Origin of the sequence: Salinimicrobium marinum, from assembly GCF_014651535.1 — a bacterium.
Classification (GTDB): Bacteria; Bacteroidota; Bacteroidia; order Flavobacteriales; family Flavobacteriaceae; genus Salinimicrobium; species Salinimicrobium marinum.
Genome location: NZ_BMXB01000001.1, coordinates 336,257 through 353,814, shown reverse-complemented (window position 1 = coordinate 353,814; position 17,558 = coordinate 336,257). Strand labels below are relative to the sequence as shown.

Genomic DNA, 17,558 nt, shown 5'->3' with positions numbered 1-17,558 from the left:
AGTTTTGATTTTAGATATTAGTATTTAATTTATCTTTCAGTTTTTAGTTTATTGTCGATCTCACTTCACCGCAGGTAAGCATGGCTTCTCCAAAAAACGGGTTCCTGATTTCTTTGCTGTTACTTAGCCAGTAGGCACCTTTGTTATTATTGGCCATGGGGCAAAAGTTCACATACAACTTCTGGTTAGCTCCAAAAGCCTCTACGATTTTTATTAAAGGCTGTGAAAGGAAAATAAAGTTTTCGCGTTTCCCTTCTATTGTATTCGCCTCCTTACACAATTTTGTGTGTTTGAACAAGAAGGCCTTTTTTTCATCCCAAAAATTCTTAGCATGACCAGAGAGGGAATTGCCATCAAGTTTATCAAGAGCAGCCAATAGCTCAGTACTCGATTCCTGTGTCTCATCTATATTAGCCCTTACCAGCCCTTCTTTAAGTTCCAGATAGGCTTCGATTACTTCATTAAGTTGGTTTTTGAAAGCTTTGGGGACATCTTTGCTCATATCCATCACATCTTCCTGAACAAATTTTGAAGTTTTTGTTTGCTCCGGCATGTCGTTACCCTCTTCCATTTCCATTCCACCATGATTGTGTCCTGTCATGGCAGGACCACCTTCCGGGCTCATCATGCTTCGTTTCCCTTGCAGTTGCGCGGCAGCATCTACCTTAAATACGCCATTGGCCACAACTTCATCACCTGCTTCCAAGCCTTTAGTGACCACATACAAATCCCCTGCCTCGGGTCCTAGAACTACTTCCCTAAACTCGAAGGTGGGCTCTTCAAACTCGGGCCTCCTTAAGTAGACAATGGCTCTTTTACCGGTCCACAGGATGGAAGATTTTGGTATAACGAGAGCGTTTTCTAAATTATCCAACTCAGTGTTAATTACTCCCTGAGCAAACATATCCGGTTTGAGTTTTCCTTTAGGATTATCTACTTCAGTTCGCACCAAAGCTACCCTCGTTTGGGGGTTAATAACAGGATCAATAAAAGTAACAGTACTGAAAAAGGATTGTCCAGGCATCGAGGGTACAGAAAAAGTAACTTTATCTCCTTCTTTAATCCATGCAAGATCGCTTTCATAGGCATCATAAAGGACCCATACTTTATTTAAATTAGCGATATCAAAAAGCGGCTGACCTTCGCCCACATAATCTCCTTCACTTATATTTCTACTGGTAACGGTTCCAGACTGTGTAGAATAAATGTCAAAATTATATTGCACCTTTCCATTCTCCTGAATATTCTGGATTTGCGTATCGGTTAAATCCCACTGTTTTAATTTCCTTACCGCAGCTTCTAAAAAAGAAGGATTAGTCTCTTTAAACCGTACAGCCTCCAGGAGTTCCTTTTGTGCCTGTACTAACTCCGGGGAATAGATAGAGGCTAACCTTTCTCCTCTTCTTACTTCTTGTCCCGTGAAGTTCACAAATAACTTCTCAATACGTCCCGGAAAACGTGCAGTCACAGCCGAAACATTGCGCTCATCTGCGGTCACCCTCCCCGTAAGATATATCTCTTTAGTAGGTGACCCTGCCTTTACAGTCACGGTTTGAATATCGGCAATTCTGGCTGCGGCTTCACTCATTTGTATCTCAGAGTCATTGACAGCTGCAGACGCTTTCACGGGTATTAATTCCATACCGCATATAGGACAATTTCCCGGTTCCTCCTGTCTAATCTGTGGATGCATTGAACAAGTCCAGATTTCTGATTCTCCTTCCTCATGAGCATGTGCTTCCTCCAGCTGATTTTCGGTGGTGGCTGAACTTTCTGATGTTCCACCAAAAAAAAGCCACCCCAAGAGTAGGCCTGCTGCTAAAAAGCCCAGCCCAACGTATATCATTTTTTTATTTATTTTATTCATAACCTTCTCCTATTAAGTAGTTTATTCTATACACATTGTTATTTCGTTCTGTTTTGGCCCTTGCCAGTTCCAAACCGTAGTTTAAAAGTTGGCGTTCCATTCGAATTATTTCCAAAACATTGTTTCTACCTGTAGATAGTTCTGTCTGGTAAAGCTCCAGTGATTGTTTGGCAATTGTTGTCAACCGACTGTAGAGTTCAACGTTTCGTACTGCGTCCACGTAATCCCGATACAACTGCTCAAGCTTTGTCTCCAATTCATTCTCCAGGTTTTCCTTTTTCAACTGCACTGCCTCTTGTTGCAGAATAGCTTCCTGGCGCATGGCTTTATACTTATTTCTGTAAAGCGGCACCCGTATTCCTACTTGTGGAAAAATAAATGCGTCCTGACCATTGTCTGGCAGTGCCATATCCGGGTCTAAATCTGTTCTTGAAGCAATATTGGTATAGGTCCCCCCAAGAGTAAAAGATGGTAAACCCATTTTTTTGGCTACAGTTAGCTGCTCTTCGAAACTCCTTGCCTGATGTTCGAGTTGTTCCAGGCGTGGGTTCTCAGCTAAGATCATTTCCAGAAGTATACTCTTTTCATTTAGAAGCTGTTCCTCCCAAAGACTGTCAGGGAACCCAAGAGGCTCTTGTAGTTCTTCATTTAGTAACTCCTCGAACTCTGTAAGCAGGGGAATCCTGCTGTCCTTTAAATATGCTAGTCTGCTTTCCAACTCTTCCTCTTCCAGTTCAACTTGTAGAACAGAAGAAAAATTTGTTTTTCCGCTTTCGAACTGCACCTCAGCGATGCTCTTAAAGGAACTAAGCAGCGCCAGGTTCTCTTCTGTTACTTGTATCGCCATTTCAAGGTAATACAACTCTGTATAGGTAATTTTCACATCCCTAAAAAGTTCGAGTTTAGCATCTTCAAAAAGCTGTAGCCGTGCCTGCGCTCTTTCAGCCGCGACCCGCTCCTGGGCATCAAGGGTCCCAAACCAGGGGAACATTTGGCTAAAGGAAGCTGTAGCCTGTTGAGCTCCAACACGGGTTTCTACTGGTTGGATGAAATAGCCAAAACTTATCTGTGGATCTGGTAATGTTCCTTCCTGGACTACTTTTTCCAGCGCAGCGAGATATTCCTTGTAGAGGGATCTTATCTGCGGATTGTTTTCAGCAGCCAGTACCAGATATTCATCTAAATACCCGATTCCTATTTCTTCTTCCTGGGCATGGGAGTTATTCGTCCACAAAGCGAGAAAAAACATGATTAAAGCGCCTATATTTATGATATTTTTTTTCATTACTTGTCTAATTCATTTATTTGTTGCTCCTGTAATTTAGGATTTGACCATTTCTTCTCTTGCCACATACTGTATAGGACGGGAACTACGAACATAGTTATTGTCTGGAACAACATTCCTCCAAATGTCGGTATGGCCATAGGGATCATAATATCAGACCCCTTCCCTGTGGATGTTAAAATTGGCATTAAAGCGATGAGAGTAGTTGCAGTGGTCATTACAGCGGGTCTTACCCTTTTGCTCCCTGCCATTACAACAGCTCTTCGAATGGAATTTTTGTCCGTCGTTTTTTCTTCAGCAAAAACCTGCTTGAGATAGGTTCCCATAAGTACGCCGTCGTCTGTTGCCACCCCAAAAAGGGCAATAAAACCTACCCAGACAGCAACACTTAAGTTTATAGGCCCTATTTGAAAGACCTCCCGCATATTTTCTCCAAGAAGATTGAAATCCAGGAACCACGTCTGGTTATACAACCAGAGCAGGATAAACCCTCCCGACAATGCCACGAAGACACCTGAAAAGGCCATTAATGTGGTCTGAAAATTGCCAAACTGGAAGTAAAGCAGCAGAAAAATAGCTAACAAGCTGATAGGAATAACAATAGACAAAGTTTTTGCAGCCCTTAATTGATTTTCGTAGTTCCCTGCAAACTTGTAGCTCACTCCGGGAGGTACTACAAATTCTCCTGATTCAATTTTCTCATTGATCAGAGCTTGTGCATTTTCTACTACATCTACCTCTGCAACATCAGCCTCTTTATCAAAAATCACATAAGAGAGCAGGAAGGTATCTTCACTCTTTATGACCTGAGGGCCCTGTACATATTGTACTTCTACTAAATCTCCTAAGGGGATTTGTACTCCCGTGGGAGTAGGCACGAGTATTTCTCTAACGTCTTCTGGGTTATCCCTGAATTCCCTTGCATACCTAAGTCTAACGCCATACCTTTCACGACCTTCCACTGTGGTAGTCATTGACATCCCACCAACAGCAGCACTTATGATTCGCTGAACATCACCTATTGAAAGTCCGTATCGCGCAATGGCGCGCCTGTCAATTTCCAGCTCCATGTATGGTTTTCCCACAACTCTGTCGGCAAAAACAGATGGGGCTTTTACTCCAGGTACCTCCCGAAGAATATTCTCCATTTGTAACCCAACTTCTTCAATAGTCTCGAGATCTGGTCCAAAAATTTTCATCCCCATGGGGGCCCTCATTCCGGTAGATAGCATGATTAACCTAGTTGCAATTGGTTGCAGTTTAGGTGCAGAAGTCACTCCCGGCAAGCTGGTGGTTCCTACTATCTCATCCCAAATATCGTCAGGTGATTTAATATGGTCACGCCATTGTCGGAAGTATTCACCCCCGGGATCACCTATCAATTGAGAAACATCCAAATCCTCTCTTTCCATGGTTTCAGGATCAAAAACTTCCCCGTTTTTTAAAACGTATTGATCCTCGTCGTTCACTTCAAATCGTTTACGACGCCCATTCTGATCCAGTACATATTCAGATTTATAATTTATAACATTCTCGAACATTGAAATTGGCGCAGGATCCAATGCTGTCGAAGCCCGACCCCATTTTCCCACCGTCATATCGACCTCCGGAATGGCAGTTACTCTCCTGTCAAGAATCCGAATGGTTTCAACATTTTCCTCCACCCCTGAATGAGGCATAGTTGTGGGCATCAATAAGAAAGATCCTTCTTCTAAAGGGGGCATAAATTCTTCCCCCGCACCCGGGAAGGTCTCACTTATTCCCAGCCAAACCTCAGTTTGCCTTACGTTATATCCAAGTTTATCGAAACCTGTAGCAACAGGACTGAATATCTTATCAAAACCCTGCCAGGAAAAAAGCCCAAAGAGAATTATCATAATTGGCAGCGATAGAAATTTCCATTTATTTTCCAAAGCCCATCTTAGGATGGGTTGGTAATATTTTACCATCGCCATTAATAATCCCAGCACTATCAATATAATCCCTCCTACAAAAATTAAATTTGTAAATTCAGATTGATCTGCACCAAGTGGCAACCACTCTCTGTTTAAGAAATACAGGACCCCAACTAGTACAATTCCAATGTTGATATAGGTTGGGTATTTTCGCTTTTTCTCGGGCCATCGCGGCTCGAGAAGATTGTTCAGTCCCAGAGCTATAAACATGATTCCTACCCAGGCTACCTTAAACAACAGTAAAACTCCTAAAGCAATAAGGGCAAAATTCCAAATTCTCCGGGTTCTCTTTTTCCCAAAGTTCATGGAAAAGAGTCCATGCGCCAAGGCGGGGATCACAACGAGTCCCACAAACATCGCAGCAATAAGGGCAAAGGTTTTTGTGAAGGCAAGTGGTCCAAATAACTTTCCTTCCTGTCCTGTCATAGCAAAAACGGGAATAAAACTAATGACCGTTGTTGCCAGTGCAGTTAACACGGCTGAGGCAATTTCAACCGTTCCTTCGTAGATGACGGGCAATATAGGACGACCTTTATTATCAGGTAATTCAAGATGTCGCAGTATGTTCTCTGTGAAGATCACTCCAACGTCAAGCATGACTCCAATAGCAATGGCAATCCCGGAAAGGGCCACGATATTGGCATCTACTCCTGCATACTGCATGACTATAAATGTCATGAGTACCCCAATAGGAAGTAGACCTGAAATCATAATAGCTGCCCTTAAATTTAGAACGAGTACTATGACCACTATAATGCTAATCAAGATCTCCAGGATAAGTGCTTCCTCCAGAGTTCCTAAAGTCTCATAAATTAATCCGGAGCGATCGTAAAAAGGCACGATTGTAACTTTGGAGACAGTTCCGTCTGCCAGCGTCTTACTTGGCAATCCGGGAGCAATATTCTCTATTTCCTTTTTTACATTATCAATAACTGCGAGAGGGTTCGAGCCATATCTTGCGACAACCACCGCTCCTGTTGCCTCCGCGCCCCCTTTGTCCAGCCCGCCGCGCCTGGTAGCTGGCCCCATCTGTATCCTGGCCACATCTTTGAGGCGAATAGGAGTATTCTCATTGACAGCAACAACAGCTTCTTCGAGATCCTCCAGGCTTTCTATATAGCCCAATCCACGAACCAGATATTCTGCCCGGTTAAACTCAATGGTGCGTGCTCCTACATCCAGGTTACTTTCACGCACAGCCTCCATTATTTGTTTGACATTTACGCCGTAGCTTTTCATCGCGGTAGGATCAATTTCCACCTGATACTCCTTGACAAATCCTCCTATTGAAGCTACTTCAGATACACCTTCGGCAGCAGATAAAGAGTACTTGACATAAAAATCCTGAATAGTACGAAGCTCCTGAGGATCCCACCCCCCGGTTGGCTCACCGGTTTTTGGGTCTCTTCCCTCCAGAGTGTACCAAAACACCTGTCCCAATGCTGTAGCATCAGGACCCAGGGCGGGCTGGACGTCTGCTGGGAGTGTTCCGGCGGGCAGAGAATTTAACTTCTCAAGAATTCTCGAGCGGCTCCAGTAAAATTCCACATCCTCTTCAAAAATTATATAGATGCTTGAAAGACCAAAAAGGGAACTACTTCGAATAGTTTTTACGCCTGGCACTCCCAAGAGTGAAGTAGTAAGGGGATAGGTTATTTGGTCCTCGATGTCCTGAGGAGATTTCCCCATCCATTCGGTATAGACGATTTGTTGGTTTTCACCAATGTCTGGTATGGCATCCACTGGCACGGGATCCCTTGGCATCCAGTCTAAGTCCCAGTTAAACGGTGCTGTAGCTACTCCCCAGGCCATTAAGGCAACCGTAAGTAAAGCGGTCACCAATTTGTTCTCTAAAAAGAACTTTATAGTTTTATTAAGCATTTGGTTTTAATTCTGAATTAATACTCTTTTGAAGCTGCACGTTTGCAACATCAAAAAAACTCTGCTCCGGCGGTAAAGCACCAGAGCCTAAATATTAATTCAGAATCAAATTAAGAAGGTCTCGTTCAATATGTGGATTTCCTGAACGATTAAGGGAGGTATATACTTGACAAAAGGAATATCTTTCGCAGGCAGTTCTTCAAAAAGCCCGTTAAATGAATAAGCAAAACTTACAAGAAATACTTGCTGATCAAAGTTGAGATCATAAAAGGATATCTTCAAATCTTTCTGACCATCAATAGCTATAGAATCGTCAGAACAACCTTTCTCATCAGCTACTCCGGAATCATGTTCCATTCCGCAGGTATCAGCTTCAAAAAAGACTGATTGGTCCACAAGAAAATCACCGCAAAAGTGTTTATTCACAGTAAAGGACATTGTCGATAGGAACATTAAAAATGCCAGGACCAAAGATGATATTTTTAATAGGAAGGCTTTCATAACACTCTTCTAATTTCCTCTATTCATTAGCTAATTACCACTGAAATAAGGTTGAAATTATATTTGGAGCATTTTAATAATTCAATAACAAAAATAATTAATTGCTCTTTTTTCAAATATGATCAAAGTCATATTTTCCCTTTTCTCTCAGAATTCTAAACATAGGACGCATTTTCCTTATCCAGAATAAAGATAGCTCAAAAGGTTCAAAAGCACTTTTAATATAACAGAAAAAACATTCACTATTAAGGGTTTGTAATTATTTAACAGTAAAGACTACGAAAAATGGTCATGAAAAGATTATAAAATATAGAAGAATCATATGACGTTTAGAAAAGAGAATATTTACTTTACCTAAATTACCAGTATCTAAAAATTGAGACAATATAGGCGGCCAAACCTTCTATTTTCCCATGGCTTTCAACAAAAAACTTATTGTAATGTTTCTTTTCACAAAAGATCAATTCCTTACTATCTCAGAACCTATTGAGATCTGTTTTACGTTTTTCTTCTTTATTTTTATAATCCGAAGGAGTTACACCAGTAGCTTTTTTAAAGTGGGTTGATAGGTAGGTAGCACTGCTATACCCCATTTCATGAGCAATCTCTAAAACAGTTAGCTCGTTATACTCCAATAACTCCTTTATTCTTTCTATCTTTATTTCACTATAAAACTTCTGAATATTTTTCCCTTCAAGTTTTGTAAAAATATGGGTAAGATGGCTATAGTCGTAGTGTAGACGGCTGGTCAACAGATCTGAAATCTTCTGTTTCCCAAAATCTTCCTCCTTGTAAACCCGCGCAATGATTATTGATTTTATCTGGTTCACCAGGCGTTCATTTTTTTCGAAAATGAGCTCAAATCCCACTTTACGTAACTCTTCCTGAAACAATGTGAACTCAAAATCTGAGAGACTCCTTTCCAACTCTGCCTCTCCCAAAGACACTCTTTTGAAAGGAATTTTTAATGTAGTCAGTATTTCTCTTACGCTCCTTTTGCATCGCTGGCAAACTACATTTTTAATCTGAATAACTCTATGATTTTCAATATTCATAGAATTCCTGTCAATTAAAATTTCCTTTTTCATGGTTGATGGTTGGTTAGTTCTTTAGGTTTTATACTTAGTCATTCATCCTTTGTTCATCTGCACTGACTTGAAAAGGAATACTAATTTTCTTTCTTTCCCAAGTGAGAGAAATTACTCCTTCATCATTTTCTATTTTTTGAACTTCATAAGTCAGTGCCTCCTGGACATTCTCCAGCGTCTCAGAATGAACTTCCAAAACAACTACATTTTCTTTTTCATCATATTCATCCTTTCCATGCTGATCCCAACGGGAATTGAACATGACTTTCCAATTTTCTTTACCGGGAACTGTAAAAAAAGCATACTTCCCGGCAGGCAATATTTCATCACCAATTACCAAATCCTTATTGGTTTCTATCCAGGTCGCTTTATGAGCTCCGGCCTGCCAAACTGTGTTGTAGCCTACCAGTCCGCCAAAAATTATCCTGTCACGCACGCGTGGTGAAGAATAATCTATATGAATATGAGCCCCATCAATTATGGCCATGGTACTGGTATGCGGACTTAACACCTCTTTGTTTTGTGTTGTCACCTTTTCGGCCTGGTGGTTTTCATGTTGCGCCTGCATCCCACTTGTGGAAAATAATACAAGCAGCACGTAAATAATATATTTTGTGGTTTTCATGGAAAATGTTGTGTTTAATTAATTGTTTTTATTAATGCTTACGCTAATATTTTCAGTTTGGATATCAGAGAAAAATTCCAGTTTTCCTGCTTCATATAGGGAGTCCAAATCACGTAACGGTGTGGAAAACTCTTTGGCTTTATAGTTTTGGTAATCTACGAACCTGATTCCTTCTACCACCCTGGGATTCAACGCTTTCCTGAACCTTATTCCCCCGTCATTGGTAAAAAACCTATAAGCTAAATAATCTACCGTGAAATTTTCCTTGTGGATCCAGTATAAGAACTCATCCTCAAAATCTGTCCCTCCACCTTCCTCACGAAAGGTAACTTTAACTTCGTAATAGGTCTCCCCTTCCACCTCATCTTCCCCCAACAGTTCTTTGTTGGCCGCAGGCGAATTGAGCACAAAAGGCACCTGGACAAAATAATGAACAGAATTTACCCCATCACTTATCCGGGTGACCATCGAATCTGGAACAGTAGCAGCTTTGCTGTTTACAAAACGTTTCAGACCCTCATTGCTTAGAACATCATGTGTGGTGTTACCGGCGGAATCCTTTACAATACGCTCCAACCGGAAGATGTCCCCATTGCGTTTACTCTTATATCTCCTGTTCCTAAAAGTGAAATCGATTTCAGCATTTACATAGTTTTCTCCACCGGAGGCCTCAATACTTTTCTCTATAATTTTCTCACCTTCTGATTTTTTTTCGGAAGTGCCACAAGACAGCGATAATACTGAAACCAGTATAGCAGTTAGAACTGTATTTTTGTGAAAGGTGTTCATTTTGATTTCTCCCATTTTAAAGTACTTAAATTCGATCCCTATGAAAAGTCCCAGATAACGATGGGCTTTCCTCAATTTTACCCCTGTTTTTCTTTTGACCAATAATTATAATTTTTATTTGTTGCTGAAAACTTTTTATAAAGACCCTGCACCTGAAGTGTTAACTAATTAAACAGACAATTTCCAGGCACAGGGCCGGGGGATTATTTTCTTTTACCTTACTTCCATGGCCAAAGAATCCATCCAAACTGTGAATTCTTCCTTCTCCTTGTCAGAAAGTTTCGCATCCCAATGCACCAGGGTATATGATTGCAAAGGCATTTCCCCATCTTTCACCTGGCTGCTTATAGAGCGCAACTTACTTCTTTGCCGCCGGGAGGAATATTCCCCAAATTCACTAAAATTCAAATCTGCCTTGCCTTTTTCAATATGGTCGTTCAAATACCAGGTAAACGGCTGGATCTTATTATACCATGGATAATTGGTATTATTGCTATGGCAGTCATAACAAGAGGTTTGCAGGATGGTATTGATGTTTTCGGGCACCTCGTAAATCTCCGTAAAATCTGATTTAGGAATATAATCACTATGATTGCGGTTTGTGGGGATAAACTGTATCCCCACAAAGGCAACCAATAAAATCAGACCGATGATCTTTAGGAACTTCATTCCTTAAATTTCCTTCTGGACTTCTCCACAGCTAAGCATATTTTGTCCAAAGTAAGGGTTCCTTATTTCCTCACTGGTGCTTAGCCAAATCGCGCCTTTCTTGTTGTTGTACATAGGGCAAAACTGCTGATAAAGCCTTTCGGGGGAACCGGTAATAGCCAGCATATCAACCATATCAATGCTCATTAGTTCAAAATGTTCCCTTTGGTGTGCCATATCGCTATAGGAAATATGATCGGCGTGTTCCTTGGCACTTTCAATAATTTCGGTCAGTTCCTGCCGTTCGGCAGCTTCATAACCGCTCATATTAAAGTTTTCAAAAGCTGCTACGAGGCTTTCACCGGCTTGCGCAGCCCCTTCGGAATTATCGGCTACCAGGGCATTTTTTAGTTCCATATAATCATTAACGATAATTCCCGTCTGTGAATCCTGGTTTTCACTGCCAGACATATTTTCGGAAGTTTGTTCCCCACCTTCCATCATTTCTGAACCTTCGCTCATATTTTCATGGTCCATTCCTGAACGGTCAACGTTTCCTTCTTCATTGTTGTTTTTACAGGATACTGCTGTTAAGCTCGCAATTACTAGCATTGCAATTCCTAAGTTAACTTTTAGATTTTTCATTTTTGAATTGTTTAAACTGATATTAATTGATATTGATACTTCACTAAAATCTTATGCTAAGTCCACCCCCCGCACCAAACCGGTTGTCATAACTTCCCATTACAGAAAAATTCCTGGAAAGGAAGTATTCGGCACCCACATTGTACACTTGTTCTTTTTCAAAGTCAGTGCCTTGGGGCAATTCATTTACCCAGCCAAAATCGGCCTGGAATTCATATTCCCCGAATATGACGAACCTTGGAAATAACATAATTTCCCGGCTTAAACTTATTTGCGGTCTTAGCTTATGGTCCAACCGTACATCCAGGTTGAACATATATGGCGTAAAATAGCGTACTCCGGCAACGGCAGTAGTGCTCAGTTCATCCAGGTTACCTTTCATTTCATTTTCCACGTTCACCCCACCAAATACCCGAAACCAATCGTTCAGGTAATATTCATAAGAAACCTCAGCTTCTAAATTTTCGTTCCAGCCATATTCTGCAATTAAATTGAACTGGTTCCTGATATTGCTGGAAACCACATTCACTTCGGTCATGTGAGAGGCTACATCTGCTAAGCCCCAGGTAAAAAAGTGATTCCCTTCCTGAAAGAGAATTTCTCTGGGATGTTCTTTCATTAGTGGATTGCGCTCGGTCTGGTAGGTTACTGCCCGGGCCATGCCACCAACCATGTGATACAGCACATGGCAGTGTAAAAACCAATCACTGTCCTCATTGGCCTCAAATTCAATGATGGTCTTTTGCATAGGTGCTACATTTACTGTGTGCTTGAGCGGAGAATAGGCTCCATGCTTATTAAGAACACGGAAGAAATGGCCGTGAAAATGCATGGGATGGTGCATCATGGTGAGGTTGTTGAATATTATTCGCACCTTTTCACCTTTTTCAATTTTAATCATATCGGCTTCGGCCAGGGGTACTCCATTCATACTCCAGATGTAGCGCCACATATTGCCGGTAAGGTTCAGCAAAATCTCTCTTTCGGATTTCGTCTCATCAATAGTAGTAGGGACAGGAGCCTGTAGAAAATCATAATTATAATCTGCAAACATTCCCATTTTTGACATATTGGATCCCCCCCTCTGCTGTCCTTTTTCTGAAGTTTGGGTCTTCTCTGAAGAGGAACGCTCTGCCCGAAGGCTGTCAGTCATCGGTTCATGTGCGTCATGATCCATCTCGGGCATTCTCTGCCTGTCCATATTCCCCATTTTTTTATCGTGGTCCATACCCATATCCCCCTCCATTTTTTCACCATGTTCCATGTCCATTCCCCATTCTTTCATAAACTCGTAGGGCTCGACTTTGCCCGGATTGAATTTCATGGCGGGAGCTCCCATACGCATGTCCATTTCTGCCATCTGCATCATCATACCTATTTTATCCGGCCTTGGCAGCACCTCTGCCGGTAGTATGTCTCCACTTCCGAAATAGGCATGTGTAGCCCCTGAACCATCCTGGGCTACGGCCCGCATTTCAATCTGTCCGTTTTCAGGAATGGTAATGATTAGGTCATAGGTTTCTGCGATGGAAATAAAAAGTTTTTCTTTGTTCACCGGGACCACATCCAGGCCATCGGCCGAAACTAAAAGAGGCGGAGTGCCTCCGAAGGTAAGCCAAAATTGCGTTGATGCGGCTGCATTTATAATGCGTAGCCTTACCTTATCCCCGGCTTCATATTTGGTGTAATGTTGTACTGTATCCCCGTTAGTCAAAAAAGCAGGATAATATATGTCCGCGATATCTGCACCTTCCATGCGCTGACGCCAGAAATCCAACTGGGCACCCAAAGCGCCCCTGGCAATTACACGGTTCAAGGGAGTCGCAGTTCCTTTTTTAATGCTGTACCATTCGTTGCCGCGCTTTAGGTTCCGCAGGACATTCCGCGGTTTCTCAAAAGTCCAATCCGATAGAACCAGTACTTCGTCGTGATCATAATTATAAGCGGCCGATGGTATTTGTGGTTCTATGACAATTGAACCGTATACGCCACTTTGTTCCTGCAGCATGGTGTGAGAGTGATACCAGTAAGTCCCAGCCTGAATGAGGGGAAATTCATACTTCTGTATCTTACCGGGCTCTATGGGTGGTGTAGTGAGGTAAGGCACTCCGTCGTAAAAATTGGGTAGCAGGAGGCCGTGCCAATGAATTGAAGTTTCCTCTTCCATTTCATTCTTAACGTATATAACGGCATATTCCCCCTCTTTAAAGTTTAAAGTTGGACCGGGAATGCTGCCGTTAATCGTCATGCCCATGCTTTCCTCTCCTGCAATATGGACCATTTCTTCGTCTATGGTTAAATGGTACTCCCGTACAGGTAAATTATCCACATTCCCCTCTAATGAGGGGGTTTGTTGGGCATTAGTAAGATTTATTGATACAACTATTAATAATACTGCAAAAAGATGTTTTTCCATTTCCTATTAATTTAATTAATATTTGAACATGAAGTCATTTGTAGTGGCTATTTCAAATAAAGTATAATCTCAATGAATATTTTAATTCACTCCTAAAACAGATATACCTTACCAGTAGTAAGTAACTGGTATTGACAAAAATATTAAATCAAATAAGAAACACCTGATCCCGAAGATAAATACTATGGATCAGCAAAGGAGGAGAATAAAATGTGTAAGCCGGCACCTGCCGAGGTATATAATTAAATAGAGACACATAGGAATTCGCAAAAGCACCTAAAAACACCTGTTGTTTAAAATCCAGCGATAAAAACGAATTTTTCAACTCGTCCTGACCTTCAACTAAAATTTTTTCATTACTACAACAATGATCCTTCTTCATGGAAGTGGCCATATTGTAATGATCATGAATTCCCATTACGCAACTTTTAGCTTCAGAAAAGACAGCCAGATCCATTAAAAGACCTCCACAGAAATGTTTTTCTACAGTAAAAGATAAAGTAGACAACAACACCACAAGTGCCATCAAAATAGAGACAATATTACGCAATGTACTTTTCATCGTCAATGGAGAAAACATTCCCATAATAGAATGATCTCCTAATTTTTTCGCTTAAAAAGCGAAATTAAATATAAAATAGCAGCTAGTGTTATACTATTATGGAAAAATGTTGTACTAATTGGCTAAGCGAAATAAGCTTTCTTAATTTCATTATATAAAACTCTTTTGAGCGGCATCTCGGCGAACCTCAATATACCGTCAAGACTACGACAATTCTTCTCCCTCTTAAGAACTATATTAATGCTCTGTAGCCGGGTTTTTTTGGGTAACAGCTAAAATCCCTGATGAATGAGGCATTGAAGAGTATTTTCAATTATACAGCTTGCTTTTAAAGCATTATAAATTCTGCTGATAATTAGCCTGTTGTAAAAAATATTTACGCTATAACCATCTGTTTATCAGATAATTAAAACCTAGTCTTACTTCCTCTCTCTTGCCGTTTTGCCTTTGGCGGAACGATCTTGATTTTTTACCGGAGACTATTAATTTTAAAAACATATCCCCGGGTGGAAATCAAATTATAAAAGGGAATTTAACAGCAACTTTTATTCTCCTGAATAGGAGGACAGGGAATACTTCCAAATGAACAGAACACACAACAATCACCCTCTTTGGGCCTTAAAACCTCTTTACATTGCTCACATTGATAAAAAAACTGGCAGGCATCTGTTGGCATTTCTTCTTGCTTGGAGTGGCCGCAATTAGAACACGTCAAAACAGATTTTAAAATAGTTTCCATAGGTATGTTTATAACATTGATGTGATATCCGAGCCCATTGTCGGATAGGCATAAATCATTTTCTTTAAGTCTCGTACTGGCACCTCTTTGTACATCGCAAGTGAGAAAAAGTTAATCGTTTCTTCTACCCCCGGACCAATGAGATGAGCTCCCACCAAAGTACTTTTATCAGTGTCTATTATGGTTTTATAAGCATATTCCTGAACGTTAAGACGTTTAGCATTGAACCACCCTGGAACTGCCTTACTGTTCACTTTGATATTTAACCCAGCTTTCTCCGCTTCCACTTCAGTCAGACCTACCGAAGCCATAGGTGGTAGGGTAAAGACAACTGACGGCATAGGTGGATATTCCGGTTTCTTATTTTTACCCTTTAATATGTTGGAAGCAATGATATTACCTTCATAAACAGCTACCGGGGTTAATGGAAGCCCATCAGTATCGGCAGCGTCACCAGCAGCATATATGGATGGATTGGAGGTACTTTGTAAGTACTTATTGACCTCAATTCCTTTCTTGTTATAATTTACAGAAGCCTTCTTCAAGTTCAAGTCATCAATATGGGGTACTCTTCCCGCACTGTTGAAAACAGCTTCAGCTGTAAACTCTGTTTCGGAACCATTTGTTTCACCAATTACCGTATAACCTTTTGCATCTTGCTTGATTCCCGTGACGTTTGTTTCGAGCATCAATCTTACTCCAAGTTTTCTGGTGGCCTCCGACAAATGGTGAACTATATCCTTATCAAAATTCTCCAAAGGCTGAGGTCCCCGATGTATGATGGTAACTTCTGCTCCACATCGCTTAGCTATATGTGCAAACTCAAAGGCAATGTATCCACCACCTATAAAGATTAATGAGTTAGGAAGTTCCTGAAGATTTAAAAAATCTGTACTTGTCAATGCAAGGTGACCACCGTCAAATTTCAACTGGCGTGGACGTGCTCCAGTTGCAATAACAATCTTGCTTCCCTTTAAAACTTCCGATGCAATTTCGACTGCATCACTGCCGATGAAGCGAGCGGCACCATGATAGGTGTCGATATCATTGTGTTTATATCCTTTTTCAATTTTTTCAGGCATTGCATCTACAAATTCCTGTTTAAAGGCCATAATGTCCTTCCATTCTACTTGAGGAACCGTATTAATACCCTTTCCTACCAGACGTTGAGCGAAGTCTCTCACTTCGGTAGCACCAATAATTATCTTTTTTGGGTCACAACCACGAAGAGCACAAGTTCCACCATAGGGTAGCTCATCTGTCACAGCTACTTTTAATCCTTTGGAAGCACACTTGTTCGCAACGGTCATACCCGACATACCTGAACCTATTACTATAACATCATATTGTTTCATTGTTTTCTAATTTCTGTTACTTTATATCCTGTTCGTGCAATAGCCGTTTTTACCTCTTGAACATTAGTACGTGTATTATCGAATTCGACAACCGTGTTACCATCTTCGTAAGATACTTTGCAGGAAACAATACCATTCAGCTTGTTAACTTCGGATTTTACATGACCCTCACATCCTGCGCAGGTCATACCGCTCACTAAGAATTCCATGGTTTGAATGTTTTTCTCCTGCACGAACACAACTTCTCTTTCATTGGAAGGATAAAAAGCTTCTGCGTAGTAAGGAAATGCTAAACTCAAGGCAACAAAAACAGTCACTCCACCCAAAAATGTTCTGGATTGGAAGAATGATGTTCGAGATTCTGTGTCGCAACCGCAATCCTCAACCTTGACAGGTTTAATCTTAAGATACCAGGCAACAGCCAAAGCAAAAAGGGAAATCACGACAAGAGGCCATCTAAAAGGCTCCAACCATTCAAATGCACCTGCCATGGTTCCCGTTCCTGCTACTATAGTAAGTAAGGGAGTTATGCAACAAAGGGAACTGGAGATACCAGTTAAAATTCCCACTCCAAGTAAACTGTTTTTAGCATTCATATGGCTTCAGGTTGCCGATTCAACAAATTAAAAAAAGGAGCAAGAAGTTCCCGATGGTCATCCCGTAGCGAGTAAAAGATTGTTTGACCTTCCTTTTCCGATTTTACAAAATCCCTGTCCTTCAACTTTCGCAAGTGTTGCGAAACTGCTGGTATGGTCATGTTCAGAATATCACTTAAATCACAAACACATAACCTTTCCTCTGCCTGAAGGACATAAAGAATCTTTAATCTTACGCTATTACTTACTAAAGAGAGCTTATTGGTTAAGGCACCTACTGCCTCTTCAACTTCTGATATTTGTTCTTTACACCGTTTGATTTGGTTCAAATCGGCCTCTTTCCGTATGCAACTATTTTCTTCCATAAAACAAAGGTAAAAAATTATTTAAGCAAGTACTTAAATACATGAAATATTTTGTTCGGCTAATTATTTTTGACATCCGAGGGTGTAGGACTATTTTTTATTTTACAAATGGCATCATTTTAATTCAACTAATCAGTTATCTGGAGGAAAAAATAAAGAAAATCGCTGAATCATTTTTGTCGCTGATAATTAAAATAAAAAAGTAGGATAGGATGTAGAATAAATTCCCATTGAGATAGAA

Annotated in this window: 15 protein-coding genes; all 15 read right to left on the bottom strand. The window is 40.8% G+C overall.

The genetic code is table 11. From position 1 onward, the window contains the following. Positions 1-43 precede the first annotated feature (43 nt). Positions 44-1,846, bottom strand: a complete 1,803-nt coding sequence (locus IE056_RS01600) for an efflux RND transporter periplasmic adaptor subunit (protein ID WP_189602866.1) — start codon at positions 1,844-1,846, stop codon at positions 44-46. Between the two features lie 13 nt (positions 1,847-1,859). Continuing rightward, entirely contained in the window at positions 1,860-3,152 is a 1,293-nt protein-coding gene (locus tag IE056_RS01595; protein ID WP_189602865.1) for a TolC family protein, read from the bottom strand. Further along, positions 3,152-6,988: an efflux RND transporter permease subunit gene (locus IE056_RS01590; RefSeq protein ID WP_189602864.1), complete on the bottom strand. Its 3,837-nt coding sequence runs from the start codon at positions 6,986-6,988 to the stop codon at positions 3,152-3,154. Before IE056_RS01590 ends, IE056_RS01595 begins: the two co-directional genes overlap by 1 nt. Positions 6,989-7,093: 105 nt before the next feature. Next, complete coding sequence (locus IE056_RS01585) at positions 7,094-7,489, bottom strand: HYC_CC_PP family protein (RefSeq protein ID WP_189602863.1); 396 nt, start codon at positions 7,487-7,489, stop codon at positions 7,094-7,096. A 476-nt stretch (positions 7,490-7,965) separates the two neighbouring features. Continuing rightward, complete coding sequence (locus IE056_RS01580) at positions 7,966-8,577, bottom strand: helix-turn-helix domain-containing protein (RefSeq protein ID WP_229793615.1); 612 nt, start codon at positions 8,575-8,577, stop codon at positions 7,966-7,968. 34 nt (positions 8,578-8,611) lie between these two features. After that, positions 8,612-9,202, bottom strand: coding sequence for a DUF2911 domain-containing protein (locus IE056_RS01575; protein WP_189602862.1), 591 nt, complete (start codon positions 9,200-9,202; stop codon positions 8,612-8,614). A gap of 18 nt (positions 9,203-9,220) precedes the next feature. Continuing rightward, entirely contained in the window at positions 9,221-10,093 is an 873-nt protein-coding gene (locus IE056_RS01570; RefSeq protein WP_229793614.1) for a DUF6503 family protein, read from the bottom strand. A gap of 111 nt (positions 10,094-10,204) precedes the next feature. After that, positions 10,205-10,660, bottom strand: coding sequence for a heme-binding domain-containing protein (locus tag IE056_RS01565; protein WP_189602861.1), 456 nt, complete (start codon positions 10,658-10,660; stop codon positions 10,205-10,207). Positions 10,661-10,663: 3 nt separating this feature from the next. After that, positions 10,664-11,284 (bottom strand): DUF3347 domain-containing protein, encoded by a 621-nt coding sequence (locus IE056_RS01560; protein ID WP_189602860.1) that lies wholly within the window; start codon positions 11,282-11,284, stop codon positions 10,664-10,666. Positions 11,285-11,327: 43 nt separating this feature from the next. Continuing rightward, on the bottom strand, positions 11,328-13,700 hold the full coding sequence (locus IE056_RS01555) for a multicopper oxidase domain-containing protein (RefSeq protein WP_189602859.1): 2,373 nt from the start codon (positions 13,698-13,700) through the stop codon (positions 11,328-11,330). A gap of 148 nt (positions 13,701-13,848) precedes the next feature. After that, a complete protein-coding gene (locus tag IE056_RS01550) occupies positions 13,849-14,262 on the bottom strand; it encodes an HYC_CC_PP family protein (protein WP_189602858.1) in 414 nt (137 codons plus the stop codon). A gap of 532 nt (positions 14,263-14,794) precedes the next feature. Next, positions 14,795-15,001: a GDCCVxC domain-containing (seleno)protein gene (locus IE056_RS18365; RefSeq protein WP_229793613.1), complete on the bottom strand. Its 207-nt coding sequence runs from the start codon at positions 14,999-15,001 to the stop codon at positions 14,795-14,797. Positions 15,002-15,009: 8 nt separating this feature from the next. Further along, positions 15,010-16,356 carry a dihydrolipoyl dehydrogenase family protein gene (locus IE056_RS01545; RefSeq protein WP_189602857.1) on the bottom strand — a complete coding sequence of 449 codons (1,347 nt, stop codon included), beginning with the start codon at positions 16,354-16,356 and terminating at the stop codon, positions 15,010-15,012. Then, on the bottom strand, positions 16,353-16,952 hold the full coding sequence (merTP, locus tag IE056_RS01540) for a mercuric transport protein MerTP (protein WP_189602856.1): 600 nt from the start codon (positions 16,950-16,952) through the stop codon (positions 16,353-16,355). Before merTP ends, IE056_RS01545 begins: the two co-directional genes overlap by 4 nt. After that, positions 16,949-17,317 (bottom strand): ArsR/SmtB family transcription factor, encoded by a 369-nt coding sequence (locus IE056_RS01535; protein WP_189602855.1) that lies wholly within the window; start codon positions 17,315-17,317, stop codon positions 16,949-16,951. Before IE056_RS01535 ends, merTP begins: the two co-directional genes overlap by 4 nt. Positions 17,318-17,558 lie beyond the last annotated feature (241 nt).